This is a genomic window from Micromonospora sp. NBC_01392 (assembly GCF_045040125.1).
Classification (GTDB): Bacteria; Actinomycetota; Actinomycetes; order Mycobacteriales; family Micromonosporaceae; genus Micromonospora.
In genome coordinates, this window is record NZ_CP109549.1 from 143,665 (window position 1) to 162,614 (window position 18,950).

Sequence of the window (18,950 nt, forward strand, 5' to 3'; positions counted from 1 at the left end):
TCGAGAAGAGGAGCGTGTCGGCATGATCGGGATGGTGCTCGCCGCGGGTGCGGGGCGCCGGCTGCGGCCGTACACGGACACCCTGCCCAAGGCCCTGGTGCCGGTCGACGGGGAGGTCACCATCCTCGACATCGCGCTGCGCAACCTCGCCGCGGTGGGGCTGACCGAGGTGGTCATCGTGGTCGGCTACGCGGCCGACGCGGTCCGGCAGCGGCAGGCCGAGCTGGCCGGGAAGTACGGCGTCACGATCACGCTCGTCGACAACGACAAGGCCGAGGAGTGGAACAACGCGTACTCGCTCTGGCTGGCCCGGGAGCACTTCTCCCGGGGGGTGCTGCTGGTCAACGGCGACACCGTGCACCCGGTGAGCGTGGAGAAGACGCTGCTGGCCGAGCGCGGCCCCGGCATCCTGCTGGCCGTGGACACGCTCAAGCCGCTGGCCGAGGAGGAGATGAAGACCACCTTCGACGCGGCGGGCCAGCTCACCCGGATCACCAAGCTGATGGACCCGGGTGAGGCGTACGGCGAGTACATCGGCGCGACGCTTATCGAGCCGCAGGTGGCCGACGCGCTCGCCGACGCGCTGGAGGCGACCTGGCGGCGCGACCCGAACCTCTACTACGAGGACGGCTACCAGGAGTTCGCCGACTCCGGTGGCGAGGTGCGGGCGGCGCCGATCGGTGACGTCTCCTGGGTCGAGGTCGACAACCACGAGGATCTGGCCCGGGCGCGGGAGATCGCGTGCCGCTACTAGCCCGTAGCGTCCTCACCCCGCTGCACATCGACGTGCGGCGGGGCGCGGTGGCGGACCTGGCGGCGATCCTCTCCGACGGCCGGATCTCGGCCGGCGGCGACGTCGCCGTGGTGGTCGGGCCGGGGCAGGGCGAGAAGATCGCCGAGCTGCTCCGGCCGTCGCTGCGGTCGGCGGACGTGTTCACGGTGGCCGGGGGCACCCTGGACGCCGCCGACGAGCTGGGCGGCAAGCTGCGCGCCAGGTCGTACGACGCGGTGGTCGGCATCGGCGGCGGCAAGACCATCGACGTGGCGAAGTACGCGGCCACCCGGCGTGGGCTGCCGATGGTGACGGTGGCGACCGCGCTGGCCAACGACGGTATCGCCTCCCCGGTGGCCAGCCTGATCACCGAGGGGTTGAAGGGCTCCTACGGGGTGCACATCCCGATCGCGGTGATCGTCGACCTCGACTTCGTGGAGGCCGGGCCGGAACGGCACAACCGCGCCGGCATCGGCGACGTGGTCAGCAACATCAGCGCGCTGGCGGACTGGGAGCTGGCCCGGCGGGTACGCGGCGAGCCGGTCGACGGGCTGGCCGCCTCGCTGGCCCGGGCCGGCGCGGAGGCGGTGCTGAACCATCCGGGTGACATGACCGACGACGCGTTCGTCACGGTGCTGGCCGAGGCGTTGATTTCCAGCGGCCTGGCGATGGCGGTCTGCGGCACCAGCCGCCCGTCCAGTGGCGGCTGCCACGAGATCATGCACGCGATCGACGCGCTCTTCCCGGGCACCGCCTCGCACGGTGAGCTGGCCGGGCTGGGCGCGTTGTTCTGCACGTTCCTGCGCGGCGACGAACGCCGGTTCGCGGAGATGTCCGCGTGTCTGGCCCGGCACGGGCTGCCCCGGCTGCCGTCCGAGGTGGGCCTGACCGACCACCAGTTCGTCGAGGCGGTGCAGTTCGCGCCGGCGACCCGGCCGGACCGCTACACCATCCTGGAACACCTGACGATGTCCGCTTCCGAGACCCGGGAACGGCTGGCAGACTACGCCGGTGCCCTCCGCGACCACCTTGGCTGAGCCCCGTCCCACCGTCACCGACTTCCACCGGGTCAACCGGGGAGGCGGCCTGTTCAGCGAGTCGATCAGCCAGTGGATCGGGGCGGCGTTCGCGCTCGTCGCCCAGCGGCTGGGGCTGCGCCCGACCGCGCTGACCCTGGCCAACCTGGTGCTGGGGCTGGCCGCCTCGGTCACCGTGGTCGCGCTCGCCGACGACGTGGCCGCCGGCACCGTCGGAGCCTGGGTGGTCGGCCTGGTCGCGCTGGTCGGTTGGCAGATCGCGTACGCGTTGGACTGCGCCGACGGGCAGCTCGCCCGGGTGACCGGTCAGGGCAGCGCGGCCGGTGCCCGGGTCGACGTGCTCTGCGACGTGGCCGCCCAGATCGCGCTGGTGGCCGCGTTGTCCGCCACGGCCGTGGCGCAGCGCCCGGCCACGCCGGTCTGGCTGGTGGCGGTCTTCGCCGGCACCTGGATGGTCAACCTGGTGACCTCGGTGATGCAGTCCGGCCCGAACGCGGCCAGCATGGTCACCTCGACCTCGTTCCCGGTGCGCGTGGTGAAGCTGGTCCGCGACTACGGCGCGGTGATCTTCCTGGCCGGGCTGGTGCTGGTGTTCGCGCCCGCCTTGGCGTTCTGGCTGGTGGTGGCGTTCACCGTGGTCAACGGCGGCTTCCTGCTCGCGAGCATCGCCTTCTCCGCCCGCGCCGCGTGGTAAGGCGGGCCCCCCTGTTAACGCTTTAGGTAGAGGCGGGGCCCCTTCTTAACACCACTCGGCCGTGGCGCACTCCGCACGCGCGATCTTGCATTTGCGGACCAGGCAAAAAGGATGAGACGCCCTTCTGGAGGGCCGAAAGCGCAAGATCGGCGCGAGCAGACTGGATCAGCTCTCTGGCGGTGGCGGTTCGTCCGCTCCCCGCGCCTTCCATGGCTGATGCTCGGTGATCCAGGCTTCGACGTCATCCACCAGCCAGACCGCCCCGCCGGCCAACCGGTCGAACGGCTCTGGGAAATCAGGTCGGCTGGTGAGCTGGACGATGCGGACGCGCGAGACGCCCAAGCGCTCTTGAAGCTCCGCGCTCCCATACAGCTTTCGCCGCCAGCCCATGAACGAAGCATCCTGAGCCGACCCTCTTCCGAACTAGTAAGCCCCTCACTGTCAGCCGAAGGTGCTGACTAACAGCTATAAAAGCGTCTCTCGACCCCCTGACATACTTGACAGGGGGGAGGGGCATAGGGACCCTAGATGAGTCCCACTTTGGGTTATGAGCCCACCACGCCACCGAATCGCCGTCGCCGAGCCTGCTTGTAGAGGTGGGTAGGGCAGGGGACAACGAAACACCAAACCGCTCAGGTCACTCGCCGGGCACAACAGGTGCTGCTGGTGGCGCTTGATCAAGAAGTACCCGGCGGCTCGGGTAGGAGCGGATGCCGCTTCGCGTGGCGGTCCACGCCGAGTAGGAAGCCACAACATTCAGGGAGGCCCCATGGCACGGCATTCGAAGGACCCGACGCGCCCTGGTCTGCTGCGCAGACTCTGGCCATTTACGCACCGTCGACTGAACCCGCTCGACCGCCTCGCCCCGCCGAGGAGCCGTCCGAGCCGGGCAGGCGCATACCGGGCCGTCGGCGTTGCCCGGGTGCCCTACCTGCGGGAACGGCCGTTGCTGACGCTTGCCTGGGAGTATCGGGCGGGGTGCTGGTCGTGACGGGGCGACGGAAGTCCGGGACCGAGGACCGGGGCGAGCAGATCCAGGCGGCGGAACGGGAGGCCGCCCGGCAGCGACTTCTCGCCCAGGCCGAGGCGGAGCGGATACCGGCCGAGGAGTCCACCCGGGCGGTGCCGGACCGGCGGTGGCAGCGTGAACAGCAGTGAGCTGCTGCCGGTCGGCCGGCGCGTGGCGTACTGGCGAGGGCGGCGCAAGCTGTCGCAACAGGTGTTCGCCGACCGGCTCGGTCGATCGAAGTCCTGGGTCGACAAGGTCGAGCGCGGAGTCCGGTCGCTCGACAAGGTGTCAACGCTGCGGGACATCGCCGCCGTCCTCCGGATCGACAGCGCCGTGCTGCTCGGCCGGGACGCTCAACCCGCTGAAGCTGCCGTGCAGGCCGAGGGCGTGGATCGGATCCGGGCGGCGCTGTCGGCGTACGAGATCGCTTTGGTCCGGCCGACCGCCCACGGCCCGGTGCTGCCGGCGGACCGGTTGGCCCGGGATGTCGAGCACGCGTGGGTGACGTTCCAGCACGCCCGGTATCCGCAGGTGGTTGCCGCCATGCCGGGTCTGCTGGCCGGTGTGCGGCGCGTCGCCGCCGACGGGTGGGGGCGCCCGCTGCTGGTGGAGGCGTACCGGCTCACCGCGTCGCTGCTGGTCAAGCTCGGCGAGGTCGAGCTGGGCTGGCTGGCCGCGGACCGGGCCATGACTGGCGCGACCGGCGATCCGGTGTTGGTGGCCGCCGCTACGGTGCAGCTCGGCCAGGTGTTCCGCGCGTCGGGGCGGGCGCGGGAGGCACAGTCGGCGACCTTGGCCGCCGCGTACCGGATCGCCCCCGAGGACGGTTCTCCCGGCGCGTTGTCGTTGTGCGGGACGTTGCTGGTGCAGGCCGCGCTGGCGGCGGCCCGCCGAGGTGACGCCCGCGTCGCCACCGACCTCATCGACGAGGCCGCCGGCATGGCCGCCCGGGTGGGCGACGGCCACGACCATCACCGGACCGCATTCGGGCCGACGGCGGTCGATCTGGCCCGTACCGTTGCCGCGCTCGACCTGGGCGACGCGAGCGGGGCGGTCGCCTGGCACGAGAAGACGACCGCGCGGGACGCCTGGCGGTGGCTACCGGTAGAGCACCGGTCGGCGCACCTGATCGACGCGGCTCGCGCCTACCTCCAGGCCGGCGACCCCGTCGGCGCGGGCCGCGTGCTGGTTGACGCGGATCGGATGGCGCCCGCCGAGGTACGCCAGCGGCCGGTCGCCCGGGAGGTGCTCGCCTGGGTGGTCCTTGACCCGCGCGCCCCGGCCACGATCATCCAACTCGCCGCCGCCCTCGGGGTGAGTTGAGCATGACCGGGCCGTTCCTGTCGTGGCCCAGATCCGCAACCGGCTGATCCTCACCGCCCGAGCGGTCCTCCCCGACCATCGGACCCACCCGGACGGCAGGTGCCGGGTCTGCCGGACGGCGGACTATTCGGTGGCGATCGCCGCCCGCAACGTCATCAGCGTCGTCCAGCAAGCCACACCCTTGGGCCAGCCCGGCAAGCCCTCTCTTCTTGGTCGTAGGAGGCGACTAGCCTGTGGGGCCAAGCCTGAAGAGACGCCATGGGGACGAGGCACGTGATAACCGGTGAGCTGAAGAGCAAGATCGACCGCGTCTGGGACGCCTTCTGGTCGGGTGGCATCTCGAACCCGCTGGAGGTGATCGAGCAGATCACCTACTTGCTGTTCATCAAGCGGCTGGACGAGATCGAGACGCGGGAGCTGAAGAAGGCCGAGCGCTTCCCGAACGCCAAGGTCACTCTACGGTTCGGGCCTGATGAGCAAGAGCTTCGATGGTCCAAGTTCAAGGACCTAGACCCTGAGACGATGTTCAAGACCGTCACCCACCGGGTCTTCCCGTACCTCCAGACACTCGGCGGCGACGGATCGACCTACTCGCACCACATGCGGGACGCCCGGTTCACCATCCCCAGCCCCGCGCTCCTCGACCGGGTAGTCGAGATGCTCGACAAACTCCCAATGGAAGACCGGGACACCAAGGGTGATCTCTACGAGTACATGCTCAGCAAGATCGCCACGGCCGGCCACAACGGACAGTTCCGGACGTCGCGGCACATCATCCAACTGATGGTCGAGATGACGGCCCCGCAGCCGAAGGACGAGATCTGCGACCCGGCCTGCGGCACTGCGGGCTTTCTCGTCGAGGCTAGCGATTACGTCCGACGCACTCATGAGGACGCGCTACTCGACGCTGAGCAGCGGGATCACTTTCACAAAAGCATGTTCCACGGCTTCGACTTCGACAACACGATGCTACGGATCGGCAGCATGAACATGCTGCTGCACGGCGTCGAGAACCCAGACATCCGCTACCGCGATTCACTGGCAGAGAATGTGAGCGGAGAGTCCGAGAAGTACTCGCTGATCCTGGCCAACCCTCCCTTCGCCGGCAGCCTAGACTATGAGAGCACATCTAAAGATCTCCAGCGGATCGTCAAGACCAAAAAGACCGAACTGCTATTCCTCGTCCTGTTCCTCCGGCTCCTCGAAACCGGCGGCCGAGCCGCCGTGATCGTGCCCGAGGGGGTGCTCTTCGGATCGAGCAAAGCCCACAAGGAGCTGCGTCGGATTCTGGTCGAGGACCAGAAGCTCGACGGCGTGGTCAAGCTGCCTAGTGGCACGTTCAAGCCCTACTCCGGCGTCTCCACGGCGATCCTGCTTTTCACCAAGACCAACAGCGGCGGGACCGACAATATCTGGTTCTACGAGGTGGCTGCCGACGGTTGGAGCTTGGACGACAAACGGACGCCTCTCCTGCCGGCGGAGAAGCTGGGGCCGAGGGCGATGCTGACTTCGGACGAGCACGCGAAGAACAACTTGCCGGACGTCTTGGAGCGGTGGACCCGCCGTAGCCACGACGAGATGCAGCGGGCGCGGACCGAACAAAGTTTCAGTGTCCCTAAGCGAGAAATCGTCGAGCAAGGCTACGACCTCAGCCTCAACCGTTACAAGCAGGCAGTTCACGAGGAGGTAGAGCGTCGCTCACCGCTCGATATCTTAGCCGACCTGGAGCGCCTAGAATTCGAGATACGACAGGATATGAGCAACTTGAAGAGGAAACTAAATTGAGTGAGTGGCGGCTCCTATCACTTGCGTCCGTTGGAACGGTAACCACAGGATCCACGCCTGCCACCACCGACGGCATCAACTATGGCGGTGAAGTACCCTTTGTGACACCTGCCGACCTAGGCACACTGCATCAAATCACGACTGCCGGACGCTCATTAAGCACAATCGGAGTCCGAGCCGCACGCCTCGTACAACCCAACAGCGTTCTTGTCTGCTGCATCGGGGCGACCCTCGGCAAGGTGGGGATCGCGGGAATAAAGCTGGCAACCAACCAGCAGATAAATGCAGTCACCTTCGATGAAAGCATTATCGCTCCAAGGTTCGGACTTCATGCGCTGCGCCACATGCGGTCAAGTTTGCGACTAATGGCGTCCGCAACCACTATGCCAATACTTAGCAAGTCACGATTCGAGAAGATCCAGATTCCAGTGCCGCCGATGCCGGAACAGCGAAGGATAGCGGAAATTCTGGATCAGGCGGATGAGCTGCGCGCCAAGCGCCACGAATCCCTTACCCAACTCGACGAGCTTACCGAAGCCATATTTCTCAACCTCATCAACTCCAAGTGCGCGGAAAGAGTCGGCTGGGACAACTCTCTTCAGTTGGGCCACGTTGCTGAAATTTCGTCTGGCATAACAAAGGGCAGGAAAACGCTAGAGAAGTCGCTGCGGGCCATTCCATACCTCGCTGTGGCAAATGTCCAGGACAAGCGCCTGGCGCTCTCACATGTGAAGCAGATCGAAGCAACGGAGAGCGAGATTGAGCGCTACCGTCTACGGAAGGATGATCTACTCCTGACGGAGGGAGGCGACCCAGATAAGCTTGGCCGGGGATCCCTGTGGAATAACGAGCTTCCGGAGGCGATCCACCAAAATCATATTTTCCGAGTCCGAGTAACCGATCCACGTCGCGTGGATCCCGTCTACTTGAACCACCTCGTATCCTCAGACAGAGGCAAGCAGTACTTTCTGCGGTCGGCAAAACAGACTACGGGCATCGCGTCAATCAATATGGCGCAGCTTCGACGCTTCCCGCTGCTGTTGCCTCCGATCGAAGTTCAGCAGGAGTTCGCCCGCCAAGTGGAAGCTGTTCAGTCGCTCACTGCGACGCATCGGGCCAGCTTGGCGGAGCTGGACGCGCTGTTCGCGTCGTTGCAGGATCGGGCTTTCCGGGGGTTGCTCTGATGTGAGATGCTCGGCGGCTGTCCACAGTGGGGGTAGACGTGAGCAACTTCGAGTTCCTGCGCGCCGAGTGGCCTGAGCTGCGTGACGAGGCCCTGCGGGCCGAGCGACTTGCCGTCGCCGACCCGCGGGGCTCGTGCTTCTATGCTCGACGCACCCTGGAACTCGCGCTCGGCTGGCTCTTCGACGCCGACGCGACACTCAAGAAGCCCTACCGGAACGATCTCTCCGGGAAGATCCACGAGCCGACGCTACGCAACCTGGTCGGCACCGCCATCCAGACCAAGATGAACATCATCCGCCAGCAGGGCAATCGTGCTGTGCACGAGCGGACGACGGTGACCTCGAAGCAGTCGATGTCGGTCCTCCGCGAGCTGTTCCACGTCACGTACTGGATCGCCCGGCACTACACCCGCGACCAGGCGCAGGTCCCGGCGAGCGCCCTAGCCTTCAACCCGGATCTGATTCCCCGTCCGGAGGTCCGGCAGCAGACCCAGGCAGAGCTGAAGACGCTCGCCGAAAAGCTTGCCGCTCGGGACGCCACCCTGGCTGCCGAACGCGACAAGAGCGCCACCCTCGACGCCGAGCTGGCGAAGTTGCGCGCCGAGGTCGCCAAGGCGAAGGCCGCCAACGACGCCCGTTCCGACGACCACGACTACGACGAGGCGCAGACCCGCGACCTGTTCATCGATCTGATGCTGGCCGAGGCCGGCTGGCGGCTCGACGGGCCGGACGACCGCGATTCCAAGGCGACCCGAGAGTTCCCGGTGACCGGCATGCCCAACGGTACGGGCACCGGCTTCGTCGACTACGTGCTGTGGGGTGACGACGGCAAGCCGCTCGCGGTAGTCGAGGCCAAGCGTGCGCGGCGGGACGCCACCATCGGCCGGCAGCAGGCCAAGCTCTACGCCGACTGTCTGGAGCAGCGGTACGGCCAGCGGCCGGTCATCTTCTACACCAACGGCTACGACACCTGGCTGTGGGACGACAAGCGCTACCCGCCCCGATCGGTGCAGGGCTTCTACACGAAGGGCGAGTTGGCGCTCCTGATCCAGCGTCGCACCACCCGCGAGCCGCTCGCCGGCGTGCCCGTCAAGGAGGAGATCGTCGGGCGGCCCTACCAGCTCCGGGCCATTCGGAAGATCGGTGAGGCGTTCGAACGGGACCAGCAGCGCCAGGCGCTCGTGGTGATGGCCACCGGTGCCGGCAAGACCCGCACCGTGATCGCCCTGGTCGACCTGCTGATGCGGGCCAACTGGGTCAAGCGGGTGCTCTTCCTCGCCGACCGCACCGCCCTGGTCAATCAGGCGGTCAACGCGTTCAAGACGCACCTGCCGCAGGCGGCCACCGTCAACCTGGTCACCGAGCGGGACACCGAGGGCCGGGTGTACGTCTCGACGTACCCGACCATGATGGGCTTGATCAACGAGACCGCGAGTGGCGGACGGCGCTTCGGGCCGGGCTACTTCGACCTGGTGGTCATCGACGAGGCGCACCGCTCGGTCTACCAGAAGTATCGGGCGATTTTCTCCTGGTTCGACAGCCTGCTGGTCGGGCTCACCGCCACCCCGCGCAACGAGATCGACCGCAACACCTACAGCCTGTTCCACCTGGAGGACGGCGTCCCCACCGATCACTTCGACCTCGACGAGGCGATCGACGGCAACTACCTCGTTCCGCCACGCGCGGTCTCCGTGCCCTTGAAGTTCCAGCGCGACGGCATCTCCTACGACGAACTCACCCAGGAGGAGAAGGACGAGTGGGACTCACTCGACTGGGGTGACGACGGGCCGCCGGACAGCGTCGACGCGGACGCGGTCAACAAGTGGCTGTTCAACGCCGACACCGTGGACAAGGTCCTGGAGACGTTGATGACCCATGGTCACCACGTAGCCGGCGGTGACCGGATCGGCAAGACGATCATCTTTGCCAAGAACGAGGCCCACGCGCGGTTCATCGAGGAGCGGTTCGACCTGGCGTGGCCGACACATGCCGGCCACCACGCCCGGGTCATCACGCACAAGACCGTGTACGCGCAGAGCCTCATCGATGCCTTCTCCGACCAGGAGAAGGCCCCGCACATCGCGATCTCGGTGGACATGCTCGACACCGGCATCGACGTGCCCGAGGTCGTCAACCTGGTCTTCTTCAAGATCGTACGGTCGAAGTCGAAGTTCCTCCAGATGATCGGCCGGGGCACCCGGCTCTGCCCGGATCTCTACGGACCCGGGCAGCACAAAAAGGACTTCTACGTCTTCGACTTCTGCCAGAACTTCGAGTATTTCAACCAGAATCCCGAGACTGCGCAGGGGAAGCTGGGCGAGTCGCTGACCACCCGGCTGTTCAAGGGTCGGCTCGATCTGATCCACCAGCTCGACCAGCGTCTTCCCGCCGACGCGAGCCCCGACTCGGACGCGGACGGGACGGAGAGTGAGGCGGGTCTGCGCTGGGAGCTGGCCCGGAACCTGCACTCCCGGGTCGAGAACATCCACCAGGACAGCTTCGTCGTACGCCCCAAGCGGCGCCTGTTGAACTACTACCTCGACTTCACGCACTGGCACCGGCTCACCCCCGAAGCGGTGGACGAGATCGGCGACAACCTCGCCAACCTGCCCACTGCCGTGCAGGACCCCGACGAGGCGGCCAAGCGGTTCGACCTGATGGTGCTGCGCCTCCAGCTCGGGCAGTTCCGGGTGGTGCCCGGCTACGACCAGCTGCGCCGGCAGGTGCAGGAGATCGCCTCGGCGCTGCTGGAGCAGACCAGCATCCCGGCGGTCCGCGAGCAGCAGCAGCTCCTCGACGAGGTGGCCGGCGACGAGTGGTGGCAGGACGTGACGCTGCCGATGCTGGAGCTGATGCGCCGACGCCTGCGCGGGTTGGTCCGACTGATCTCACGCGCCAAGCGGGCCATCGTCTACACCGACTTCAGCGACGAACTGGGCGAGATCGCGGTGGTCGCGCTCAACGACATCAGGATCGGCACCGACTTCGAGCGGTTCCGCGCCAAGGCACAGGCATACCTGCGCGCCCACGAGGACCACCTGGCGTTGCAGAAGCTGCGCCGCAACAAGCAGCTCTCTCCCACCGACCTCGACGAGCTGGAACGGATGCTGGTGGCCAGTGGTGGCGGCACCGAGGACATCGCCCGCGTCCGCCGCTCGTCCGACGGGCTCGGGCTCTTCATCCGCTCGCTGGTGGGGCTCGAACGGGAGGCCGCCAACGAGGCGTTCAGCGAGTTCCTGGTCGGCCGCACGCTCACCGCGAACCAGATCAACTTCATCGACCTGATCGTCGCGCACCTGACTCGGAACGGCGCCATGGAGCCCGAACGGCTCTACGAGTCCCCGTTCAGCGACATCGCACCGGATCCAGACTCGATCTTTCCGTCTGCCGACGTGGACCGCCTGGTCAGGATCATCAACTCCGTTCGGGACTCCGCCACCCCCACCGGTGAGGTGGCGTAGGGGCACTATTGGCGGGCAGCGGTGCGGCGTTGGCGTGCAGACTCGTAGAGCAGGACGGTCGCGGCGGCCGCCGCGTTCAGGGAGCTGGCGGCTCCGGACATCGGGATCCGGACGAGCTGGTCACAGGCCGCACGCCAGCCGACGCTGAGACCTGTGGTCTCGTTGCCGATGAGGGTCAGCGTGGGTCGCGTGAAGTCGTACTCGGCGGCATCCCGTGCGCCGTGCTCGTCGGCACCCACCACGCCGACGCCGACACCGGCGGCGCGCACGTCGGCCACCCAGGCCAGCACGGCCTGGTGTGCGGGCACCCGGACCACGGGCAGCGCGAACAGCGAGCCGGTACTCGCCCGCACCGCCTTCGGGTCGTACACGTCGGCGGCATGGCCGGTGACGATGACGCCGGACGCGCCGAGGGCGTCCGCGGACCGGATGACCGTCCCGATGTTGCCGGGGCTGGTGGGCCGGTCGAAGACGACGACGTTCATGGTCGGCCCGGCCGGGATACGGCACAGGTCGTCCTCGCGTGCCGCGACCACGGCCAGCAGCTCCGGTGCCGTGTCCGCCTTGCCGCCCAGCTCGTGCATCAGTTCCCGGGCGACGGCGAACCGCTCGGCCCGGACGGTGTCCAGGGTTCTGCGGGCCCAGCCGGACATCTGGGCGTCGGCGTCGTAGAGCAGCTCCCGGACCTGCCAGCCGTGTTCGACGGCCATCGCGATCGGGCGTACGCCCTGCACGAGGAACTCGCCGCGACGCTGCCGCTTGGCCCGGTTACGGAGCAGCGCCTCCCACTGCTGGAACCGGGCGTTGCGGCCACTCACCCGCACCGTCACCGGTTTGCCCCGGCAACGGGGGTGTCCCGTCCGAGTCCCCGCCGAATCGCGATCTCCACCGGCGAGTACGCGCCGTCGGCCCGGTCCAGTTCGTACGGCGCGGCCGGCATCAGCGGCGGCTGGGCCATGAAGCGCGGTCGCGTCCCGTGGTGCGGTTGGGCCGCGTGCACCAGGAACGGATGGCACAGGAAGACGTCGCCCGGGGACCCGGTGGCCAGGGCGAGCGGCCGGTGGTCGGAGGCCGCCACCAGCTCGGGGGCGAGGTCCAGCCCGCTCGCCCCGTCCTCGCCGTACTTCTCCAGCACCTTCGGCACGTCGAGGTGTGAGCCGACCCGGATCCGGGTCGGGGCGTCCTCCGCACCGACCTCGCTGAACAGGAACAGCATCAGCAGCGCCCGGTCCCGGGAGCGGACGTTCGTGAAGTACCAGTTCGCGCCCTCCGGCAGATAGCTGCCCTCGATGTGCCAGCCCGCGTCGTCCGGCTCGTCCTCGTGCGGGAAGCGCAACGGGAACGTACCAAGCGAGTAACGCGGTTCCCACCGTCCCGCGCCGACGAGCAGGTCGTACGCGTGGTGGAGGAACGGCGAATTGGGCGCGGCGGCGAACGGCCCCTGCGCCATGCCGGGCACCCAGTGCACGGGCTGCGTCCAGGTGGCCGGGTCGTCCGGGTCGCAGCCCGTCTCCCGCCACAGCAGTCGCGCGCAGTCCGCGGCCACGCGCGGTGCGACAGCCCCCGCCAGCTTCACGAAGCCGTCGCGAAGGAACCGGGATACCAGTGTCTCGTCGTCCATGCCTCCCATCGTGTGGTGGCACCGGTCCCGGTCACCCGACACTTCCCGCGCCGCGTCGGTCGGGTGGGCCGGGAAAGAGGCGGCGGGAGGGAGCGGGTCAGGACAGGGAAGCGTAGACGTCGATCAGGCGCTTGGTGATCACGTCGGGGTGGAACGTGCGCTCGTAGCGGGTGCGGGCCGCGCCGGCCAGGGCGCGCGCCTCCGCGGCGGCCAGCGGCAGCGCGGCAGCCAACGCGTCGGCCTCGGGCGCCACCACCCAGCCGGCCTCGCCCCGCTGCACCCCGGTCGGCAACGGGACGTGCCCTTCCCCGGGCGCGGCGGTCGCCACCTCGGCCGGCCCGGTGCCGGCCGGCTCGCGGGGGGTGTCCGCGCCGACCAGGTACGGGATGCCGCCGAGCGCGGTCCCGAGCACCGGCCGACCGGCGGCCAGCGCCTCGATGATCACGGTGGGCAGCACGTCGTGCCAGGTCGAGGTGGCCAGCACCACGGCGCTGTCGGCCAGCGCGGCGCGTACCCCCTGGCGGTCGAGCTGGCCCAGGTAGCGCACGTCGGGCCGCTCGGCGGCGGCCGCCTCGGCCAGCGGGCGCAACTCGCCGTCACCGGCGATGCGCAGCGGGCCGAGCGCGCCCACCGGGTGTCGCCGCCACGCCGCGAGCAGCAGGTCCAGGCCCTTCTCCGGGCTGAGCCGGCCCATGAACAGGAAGCCGTCCCCCACCGGCGTCGGCGTGCCCGGGTCGGGCACCGCGTTGGGCTTGACCACGATCCGCTCGTCCGGGATGCCGTAGTCCCGCAGGTGGTCGGCGACCGCCGAGGTCAGCGCGATGAACCGGTCCACCGACCGCCAGGTCGGGCGGTGCACGGCCAGCGTGGTGGCCATCAGCGCGCTCTGCGCCCGGGAGTCGCGGTAGCAGCGGTGCACGATCGCCGGCACGCCCAGCGCGCGACCCCGGCAGTCCTGGCAGATCACGCCGTCGCGGAAGTAGAGACCGGAGGAGCAGACCTGCCGGTAGTTGTGCACCGTCTGCACCACCGGCACGCCGCGCTTGTGCGCGGTCCGCACCACCCAGGGCGAGAGCAGCGGGTACGGGTTGTGCAGGTGCAGCACGTCCGGCCGGTGCTCGACGAGCAGGCGGTCCAGGTCGTGCTGGGCCTTCGGGGCCCAGATCGGCGAGATCGGCAGCAGCGCCTTGGCCGGCTTCGACATCGACGGGATCTCGTCGGAGCTGCGCAGGAACGGCAGCACCTCCACGCCGGCAGCGGTGAGCTGGGCGATCTCCGCGTCGACGATGGTGTTCTCGCCGGACGGCTGAGCTTCCCGGTACCGGTTGTGCGCCACCACGATTCTCACGGGAAAGAAGGCTACCGTTGTCCCGTGCCTGAACTACCGGAGGTGGAAGCGCTCGCCGGATACCTGCGTGAGCGGGCGGTGGGCCGGCGGGTCGAGCGGTTCGAGGTGGCCTCGATCAACGCGCTGAAGACGTACGATCCGCCGCCCAGCGCGGTCGCCGGTCGGACGGTCACCGGCGCGGGCCGGCACGGGAAGTTCCTGGACGTCCGGTTCGAAGAGGATCTGCACCTGGTGATCCACCTGGCCCGGGCGGGCTGGCTGCACTACCGGGAGGCGTTTCCGTCAGCGACCCCGCTGCGGCCCGGCAAGGGCCCGATCGCGGTGCGGGTACGCCTCGACGACGGTTCCGGCTTCGACCTGACCGAGGCCGGCACCCAGAAGAAGCTGGCCGCCTACCTGGTCACCGATCCGGCCCAGGTGCCCGGCGTGGCGAAGCTGGGGCCGGACGCGCTGGCGGCCGACCTGCCCACGTTCGTCGAGCGGCTGCGCAGCCGCCGGGGGCAGGTCAAGGGCGTGCTGACCGACCAGTCGGTGCTGGCCGGCGTGGGCAACGCGTACTCGGACGAGATCCTGCACGCGGCGCGGCTCTCTCCGTTCGCGATCACCGACCGGCTCACCGACGACCAGCTCGCCGGCCTGCACGCGGCGACCCGGACGGTGCTGGGCGACGCGGTCCGGCGGTCGATGGGCCAGCGGGCCGCGGAGCTGAAGGGGGAGAAGCGCTCGGGCCTCAAGGTGCACGCCCGGAAAGGGCTGCCCTGTCCGGTGTGTGGTGACACGGTGCGTGAGGTCTCGTTCGCCGACTCCAGCCTCCAGTACTGCCCCACCTGTCAGACCGGCGGCAAGCCGTTGGCTGACCGAAGGTTGTCCCGACTCGTACGGTGAGTAACCACACCCGGTGGTTACTGAGCGGAATCGACCGGGGATCGCGGAAGGTCCCGGTCGGTGGCTCTACCCGAGCCGTCATCCATCGGTATAGTGGCTCGGTCCCCGGCTTCACAACTGACTCGGAGCCGGCCAGATCGCCACGGTCAACGTGGGAGACTGGAACGGTGAGCGACCCGCGTCCTCACGGCGAGTGAGGTTCGGGTCATGCGGGAGGACATGGGTTGAGGTGACGACAAGCCTCCAGCGCCCGGTAACCGACACAGGCCGGAGCAAGAGCGTGCGGCACGTCGACAGCTTTGAGATCCAGCCGCCGACACCGCCGTCGCACAACGGCGTACCCCGGTCGGGATGGGCTCGCGCCCGCCGCCGGGTCTCCCGCTGGCACCGTCCCTACATCGCGGTCCTGCTGCTGGCCGACTTCGGCGCCGCGGCGCTGGCCAGCTTCCTGGCCGTGCAGATCTTCGAGCAGGCCGACTCCGGCTTCAAGAACTCCCCTCAGGTGTGGTTCTACACCGTCGCGTTCCTGCTGCTGCCGCTCGGCTGGCTGCTCATCCTGTGGGGAAACCGGGCGTACGACCGGCGCTACCTGGGCCTCGGTCCGGACGAGTTCAAGCGCGTCATCCGCTCCGGTGTGGCCGTTGCCGCCACCGTTTCGTTCCTGGCCTTCGCCACGGTGACGTCACTGTCCCGGTGGACGGTCGGCTTCGCGCTGCTCGGCGCGCTGCTGCTGATTCTGCTCGGCCGGATGATCGCCCGGGCCGGTCTGCACGCGTTGCGCCGCCGGGTCGGTCAGGCCGGGCACCGGATGGTGCTGGTCGGCACGCTGCCGGAGTGCCTGGAGGTCTACACCACGGTCACCCGCAACCCCGGCGTCGGCCTGGTGCCGGTCGCCATCCACCTCACCGACGGTTACGCCGCCGCCCGGGGCCTGGAGACGCCGGTGCCGGTGTACGCCGGCCGCGACGTGCTGGCCCTGGTGCGGGAGGTCGGCGGCGACACCATCGCGGTCTGCGGCTCGGCCACCGCCGAGCCGGGTGAGCTGCGCCGGCTGGCCTGGCAGTTGGAGGGCTCCGGCGTCGACCTGGTGGTCGCGCCCCAGCTCACCGACATCGCCGGCCCCCGGGTGCACATCCGCCCGATCGAGGGCCTGCCGCTGCTGCACGTCGAGGAGCCGACCCTCTCCGGTCCGGCGCTGCTGCTCAAGAGCCTGATGGACCGGGTCGCGTCCGGGCTGGGCCTGCTGGTGCTCGCCCCGCTCTTCGCCGCGGTCGCGCTCGCCATCCGCATCTCCGACCCCGGCCCGGTGTTCTTCCGGCAGCCCCGGGTGGGGCACGAGGGGCGCACGTTCCGGGTGTGGAAGTTCCGCACCATGTACGTGGACGCGGAGGAGCGACTGGCCGGCCTGGTCGACCAGAACGAGACCGACGGCATGCTGTTCAAGATGAAGCAGGATCCCCGGGTCTTCCCGGTGGGCCGCTTCCTGCGGGCCTCGTCGCTGGACGAGCTGCCCCAGTTGATCAACGTGCTCTGGGGTGAGATGTCGCTGGTCGGCCCGCGTCCGCTGCCCGCCGACGACGGCGACTTCCTGGGCGACGTGCGACGCCGGCTGCTGGTCCGGCCGGGCATGACCGGGCTGTGGCAGGTGTCCGGCCGCTCCGACCTGTCCTGGGACGAGGCGGTCCGGCTCGACCTCTACTACGTCGACAACTGGTCGCTGGCGTACGACCTGAGCATCCTGTGGCGGACCGTCGGAGTGGTGCTGGCCCGCAAGGGCGCGTACTAACGTTCCCGGGGTGGGTGGCAACCTCTCGGCCGTCTTCGCCGTCGTCTCGCTGGTCACCGCGTTGGCCGCGGCGCTCTGGGCGGTGCTGCGGTTGCGCGCCCGACGGGGCATCGCCACCGCGACCCAGCGGGCCACGTACGAGGTGCTGCACACCGCCGGCCTGGCCGCCGAGCCGCTGCGCGCCGGCCTGAGCGCGGCGGGCGCGGCGAAGGCCGTACGCCATCTGCGCGCCCTGGTGGGCGCCGCCGGCCTGGCGCTGACCGACCGCGAGATGCTGCTGGCCGTCGACGGGCGCGGCGCGCACCACGGCGACCAACTGGTCGCGGCGGCCCGGCGGGTGGTCGACAGCGGGCGCTCCACCGTGCTGCGCGAGTCGGAGCTGCACTGCGACCTGGTCGACTGCCCGGTACGCGGCGCGGTGGTGGCGCCGCTGAGCGCGGACGGCCGGGTGGTCGGCGCGCTGGTGGCGGTGGCCGACGAGCGACCGGCGCCCGGCCTGGTGCAGGCCACGCTGGAGACCGCGCACTGGGCCGGCGACCAGCTCGCCCTGGCCGAGCTGGACTCGTCGCGGGAACGGCTGGCCCGGGCCGAGGTACGCGCGCTGCGCGCCCAGATCAGCCCACACTTCATCTACAACGCGCTCACCGCGATCGGCTCGTTCGTGCGGACCGACCCGGACCGGGCCCGGGAGCTGATCCTGGAGTTCGCCGAGTTCACCAGGTACTCGTTCCGCTCGCACGGCGAGTTCACCACGCTGGCCGAAGAGCTGCGCTCGATCGACCGCTACCTGACCATCGAGCGGGCCCGGTTCGGCGAGCGGCTCCAGGTGCGCCTCCAGATCGCCCCGGAGGTGCTGCCGGTGACGCTGCCGTTCCTCTGCCTCCAGCCGCTGGTCGAGAACGCGGTGCGCCACGGCTTGTCCCGCAAGCCGGGCACCGGCATGGTGAGCATCGAGGCCCGGGACGCGGGCGCCGAATGTCACATCACGGTGGAGGACGACGGAGTGGGGATGGATCCGACCACGCTGACGGCGGGCATCGCCGAGGTGTCAGGTGTCGGCAGCGACCCGGCCGACGACCCGGGGCAGCACGTCGGCCTCTCCAACGTCGACGAGCGGCTGCGGTCGGCCTTCGGGGACCGCTTCGGCCTGGTCGTCGAGACCGGCCTGGGCTCGGGTACGAAGGTCAGCATGCGGGTGCCGAAGTTCCACCCCGGCGTCCGGGTCTCGTCATGACCGCGACCGGCACCGGGTTCCTCCGCGTGCTGGCCGTGGACGACGAGCCGCCGGCCCTCGACGAGCTGGCCTACCACCTGCGCACCGATCCCCGGGTGGCCCGGCTGCACACCGCCGGCGACGCCACCGAGGCGCTGCGGGTGCTCCGCGACGACGACGTGGACGTGGTGTTCCTCGACATCCGGATGCCGGGGCTGGACGGCATGGAGCTGGCCCGGGTGCTGCGCCGGTTCGCCCGGCCACCGGCGATCGTCTTCGTCACCGCGTACGACGACGGCGCGGTGGACGCGTTCGACCTGGGCGCCACCGACTACGTCCGCAAGCCGGTCCGGGCCGAGCGGCTGGCCGAGTCGCTGCGCCGGGTGATCGGCTCGCGGGTGGTGCCGTCGCATCCGGCAGCGCTGGCCCGGGCGGAGGAGGACCCGACGATTCCGGTCGAGTTGGCCGGCACCACCCGGATGCTGCCCCGCTCGGCGGTGCGCTGGGTGGAGGCGCAGGGCGACTACGCCCGGCTGCACACCGCGGAGGGCTCGCACCTGGTCCGGGTGTCGCTGGCCACGCTGGCGGAGCGCTGGGCCGACGCGGGGTTCGTCCGCGTCCACCGGTCGTACCTGGTGCAGTTGCGGCTCATCGCCGAGCTGCGGCTGGTCAACTCCGGTTACGTGGTGGTGGTCGACGGGACGGAGCTGCCGGTGAGCCGCCGGCACACCCGGGAGCTGAAGGACAAGCTGGTCCGCGCCGCCAAGCAGGACTGGAGCCGCTGACTCCACAGTCGATTCCGCCGGTACGGCTGATCGACGCGTGTCGCACC

At 69.3% G+C, this 18,950-nt stretch carries 16 protein-coding genes; 12 read left to right on the forward strand and 4 right to left on the reverse strand.

Features of this window, described 5'->3' with window-relative positions; translation table 11 throughout:
• Window positions 1-22 precede the first annotated feature (22 nt).
• Genes OG767_RS00605 through OG767_RS00615 form a run of 3 tightly spaced genes read left to right on the forward strand, consistent with a single transcriptional unit; the run spans window position 23 to window position 2,503 of the window.
• Window positions 23-754, forward strand: a complete 732-nt coding sequence (locus OG767_RS00605) for a sugar phosphate nucleotidyltransferase (protein ID WP_405094097.1) — start codon at window positions 23-25, stop codon at window positions 752-754.
• The gene (locus OG767_RS00610) at window positions 742-1,809 is read left to right on the forward strand and encodes an iron-containing alcohol dehydrogenase family protein (protein WP_343444388.1); all 1,068 of its coding nucleotides are present in this window, start codon (window positions 742-744) and stop codon (window positions 1,807-1,809) included. Before OG767_RS00605 ends, OG767_RS00610 begins: the two co-directional genes overlap by 13 nt.
• Entirely contained in the window at window positions 1,784-2,503 is a 720-nt protein-coding gene (locus OG767_RS00615; protein ID WP_405091705.1) for a CDP-alcohol phosphatidyltransferase family protein, read from the forward strand. The genes OG767_RS00610 and OG767_RS00615 overlap by 26 nt, the downstream gene beginning before the upstream one ends.
• A gap of 165 nt (window positions 2,504-2,668) precedes the next feature.
• Here OG767_RS00615 and OG767_RS00620 read toward each other — a convergent pair whose 3' ends face one another.
• Window positions 2,669-2,893: an AlpA family transcriptional regulator gene (locus OG767_RS00620; RefSeq protein WP_281934100.1), complete on the reverse strand. Its 225-nt coding sequence runs from the start codon at window positions 2,891-2,893 to the stop codon at window positions 2,669-2,671.
• Between the two features lie 597 nt (window positions 2,894-3,490).
• On the opposite strand from OG767_RS00620, the gene OG767_RS00625 reads away from it, so the two are divergent.
• The 5 genes from OG767_RS00625 to OG767_RS00645 all read left to right on the forward strand — a co-directional run bounded on the left by OG767_RS00625 (window position 3,491) and on the right by OG767_RS00645 (window position 11,265).
• A complete protein-coding gene (locus OG767_RS00625; RefSeq protein WP_281934098.1) occupies window positions 3,491-3,661 on the forward strand; it encodes a hypothetical protein in 171 nt (56 codons plus the stop codon).
• Window positions 3,648-4,835: a helix-turn-helix domain-containing protein gene (locus OG767_RS00630; protein ID WP_405091706.1), complete on the forward strand. Its 1,188-nt coding sequence runs from the start codon at window positions 3,648-3,650 to the stop codon at window positions 4,833-4,835. Before OG767_RS00625 ends, OG767_RS00630 begins: the two co-directional genes overlap by 14 nt.
• Window positions 4,836-5,093: 258 nt before the next feature.
• Complete coding sequence (locus OG767_RS00635) at window positions 5,094-6,620, forward strand: N-6 DNA methylase (RefSeq protein ID WP_405091707.1); 1,527 nt, start codon at window positions 5,094-5,096, stop codon at window positions 6,618-6,620.
• Entirely contained in the window at window positions 6,617-7,804 is a 1,188-nt protein-coding gene (locus OG767_RS00640) for a restriction endonuclease subunit S (RefSeq protein ID WP_405091708.1), read from the forward strand. The genes OG767_RS00635 and OG767_RS00640 overlap by 4 nt, the downstream gene beginning before the upstream one ends.
• Before the next feature lie 38 nt (window positions 7,805-7,842).
• Window positions 7,843-11,265 carry a DEAD/DEAH box helicase family protein gene (locus OG767_RS00645; protein ID WP_405091709.1) on the forward strand — a complete coding sequence of 1,141 codons (3,423 nt, stop codon included), beginning with the start codon at window positions 7,843-7,845 and terminating at the stop codon, window positions 11,263-11,265.
• Between the two features lie 5 nt (window positions 11,266-11,270).
• Here the strand turns inward: OG767_RS00645 and OG767_RS00650 are convergent, their stop codons facing one another.
• The 3 genes from OG767_RS00650 to OG767_RS00660 all read right to left on the reverse strand — a co-directional run bounded on the left by OG767_RS00650 (window position 11,271) and on the right by OG767_RS00660 (window position 14,234).
• Window positions 11,271-12,095 carry a TrmH family RNA methyltransferase gene (locus OG767_RS00650; RefSeq protein WP_405091710.1) on the reverse strand — a complete coding sequence of 275 codons (825 nt, stop codon included), beginning with the start codon at window positions 12,093-12,095 and terminating at the stop codon, window positions 11,271-11,273.
• Entirely contained in the window at window positions 12,092-12,886 is a 795-nt protein-coding gene (locus OG767_RS00655) for a phytanoyl-CoA dioxygenase family protein (RefSeq protein ID WP_405091711.1), read from the reverse strand. Before OG767_RS00655 ends, OG767_RS00650 begins: the two co-directional genes overlap by 4 nt.
• A gap of 97 nt (window positions 12,887-12,983) precedes the next feature.
• The gene (locus tag OG767_RS00660; RefSeq protein WP_405091712.1) at window positions 12,984-14,234 is read right to left on the reverse strand and encodes a glycosyltransferase family 4 protein; all 1,251 of its coding nucleotides are present in this window, start codon (window positions 14,232-14,234) and stop codon (window positions 12,984-12,986) included.
• A gap of 24 nt (window positions 14,235-14,258) precedes the next feature.
• On the opposite strand from OG767_RS00660, the gene OG767_RS00665 reads away from it, so the two are divergent.
• The 4 genes from OG767_RS00665 to OG767_RS00680 all read left to right on the forward strand — a co-directional run bounded on the left by OG767_RS00665 (window position 14,259) and on the right by OG767_RS00680 (window position 18,903).
• Window positions 14,259-15,119, forward strand: a complete 861-nt coding sequence (locus tag OG767_RS00665) for an Fpg/Nei family DNA glycosylase (RefSeq protein ID WP_405091713.1) — start codon at window positions 14,259-14,261, stop codon at window positions 15,117-15,119.
• A gap of 280 nt (window positions 15,120-15,399) precedes the next feature.
• On the forward strand, window positions 15,400-16,905 hold the full coding sequence (locus OG767_RS00670; protein ID WP_281934084.1) for a sugar transferase: 1,506 nt from the start codon (window positions 15,400-15,402) through the stop codon (window positions 16,903-16,905).
• A 10-nt stretch (window positions 16,906-16,915) separates the two neighbouring features.
• Complete coding sequence (locus OG767_RS00675; RefSeq protein WP_405091714.1) at window positions 16,916-18,139, forward strand: sensor histidine kinase; 1,224 nt, start codon at window positions 16,916-16,918, stop codon at window positions 18,137-18,139.
• Window positions 18,136-18,903: a LytR/AlgR family response regulator transcription factor gene (locus tag OG767_RS00680; RefSeq protein WP_405091715.1), complete on the forward strand. Its 768-nt coding sequence runs from the start codon at window positions 18,136-18,138 to the stop codon at window positions 18,901-18,903. Before OG767_RS00675 ends, OG767_RS00680 begins: the two co-directional genes overlap by 4 nt.
• Window positions 18,904-18,950 lie beyond the last annotated feature (47 nt).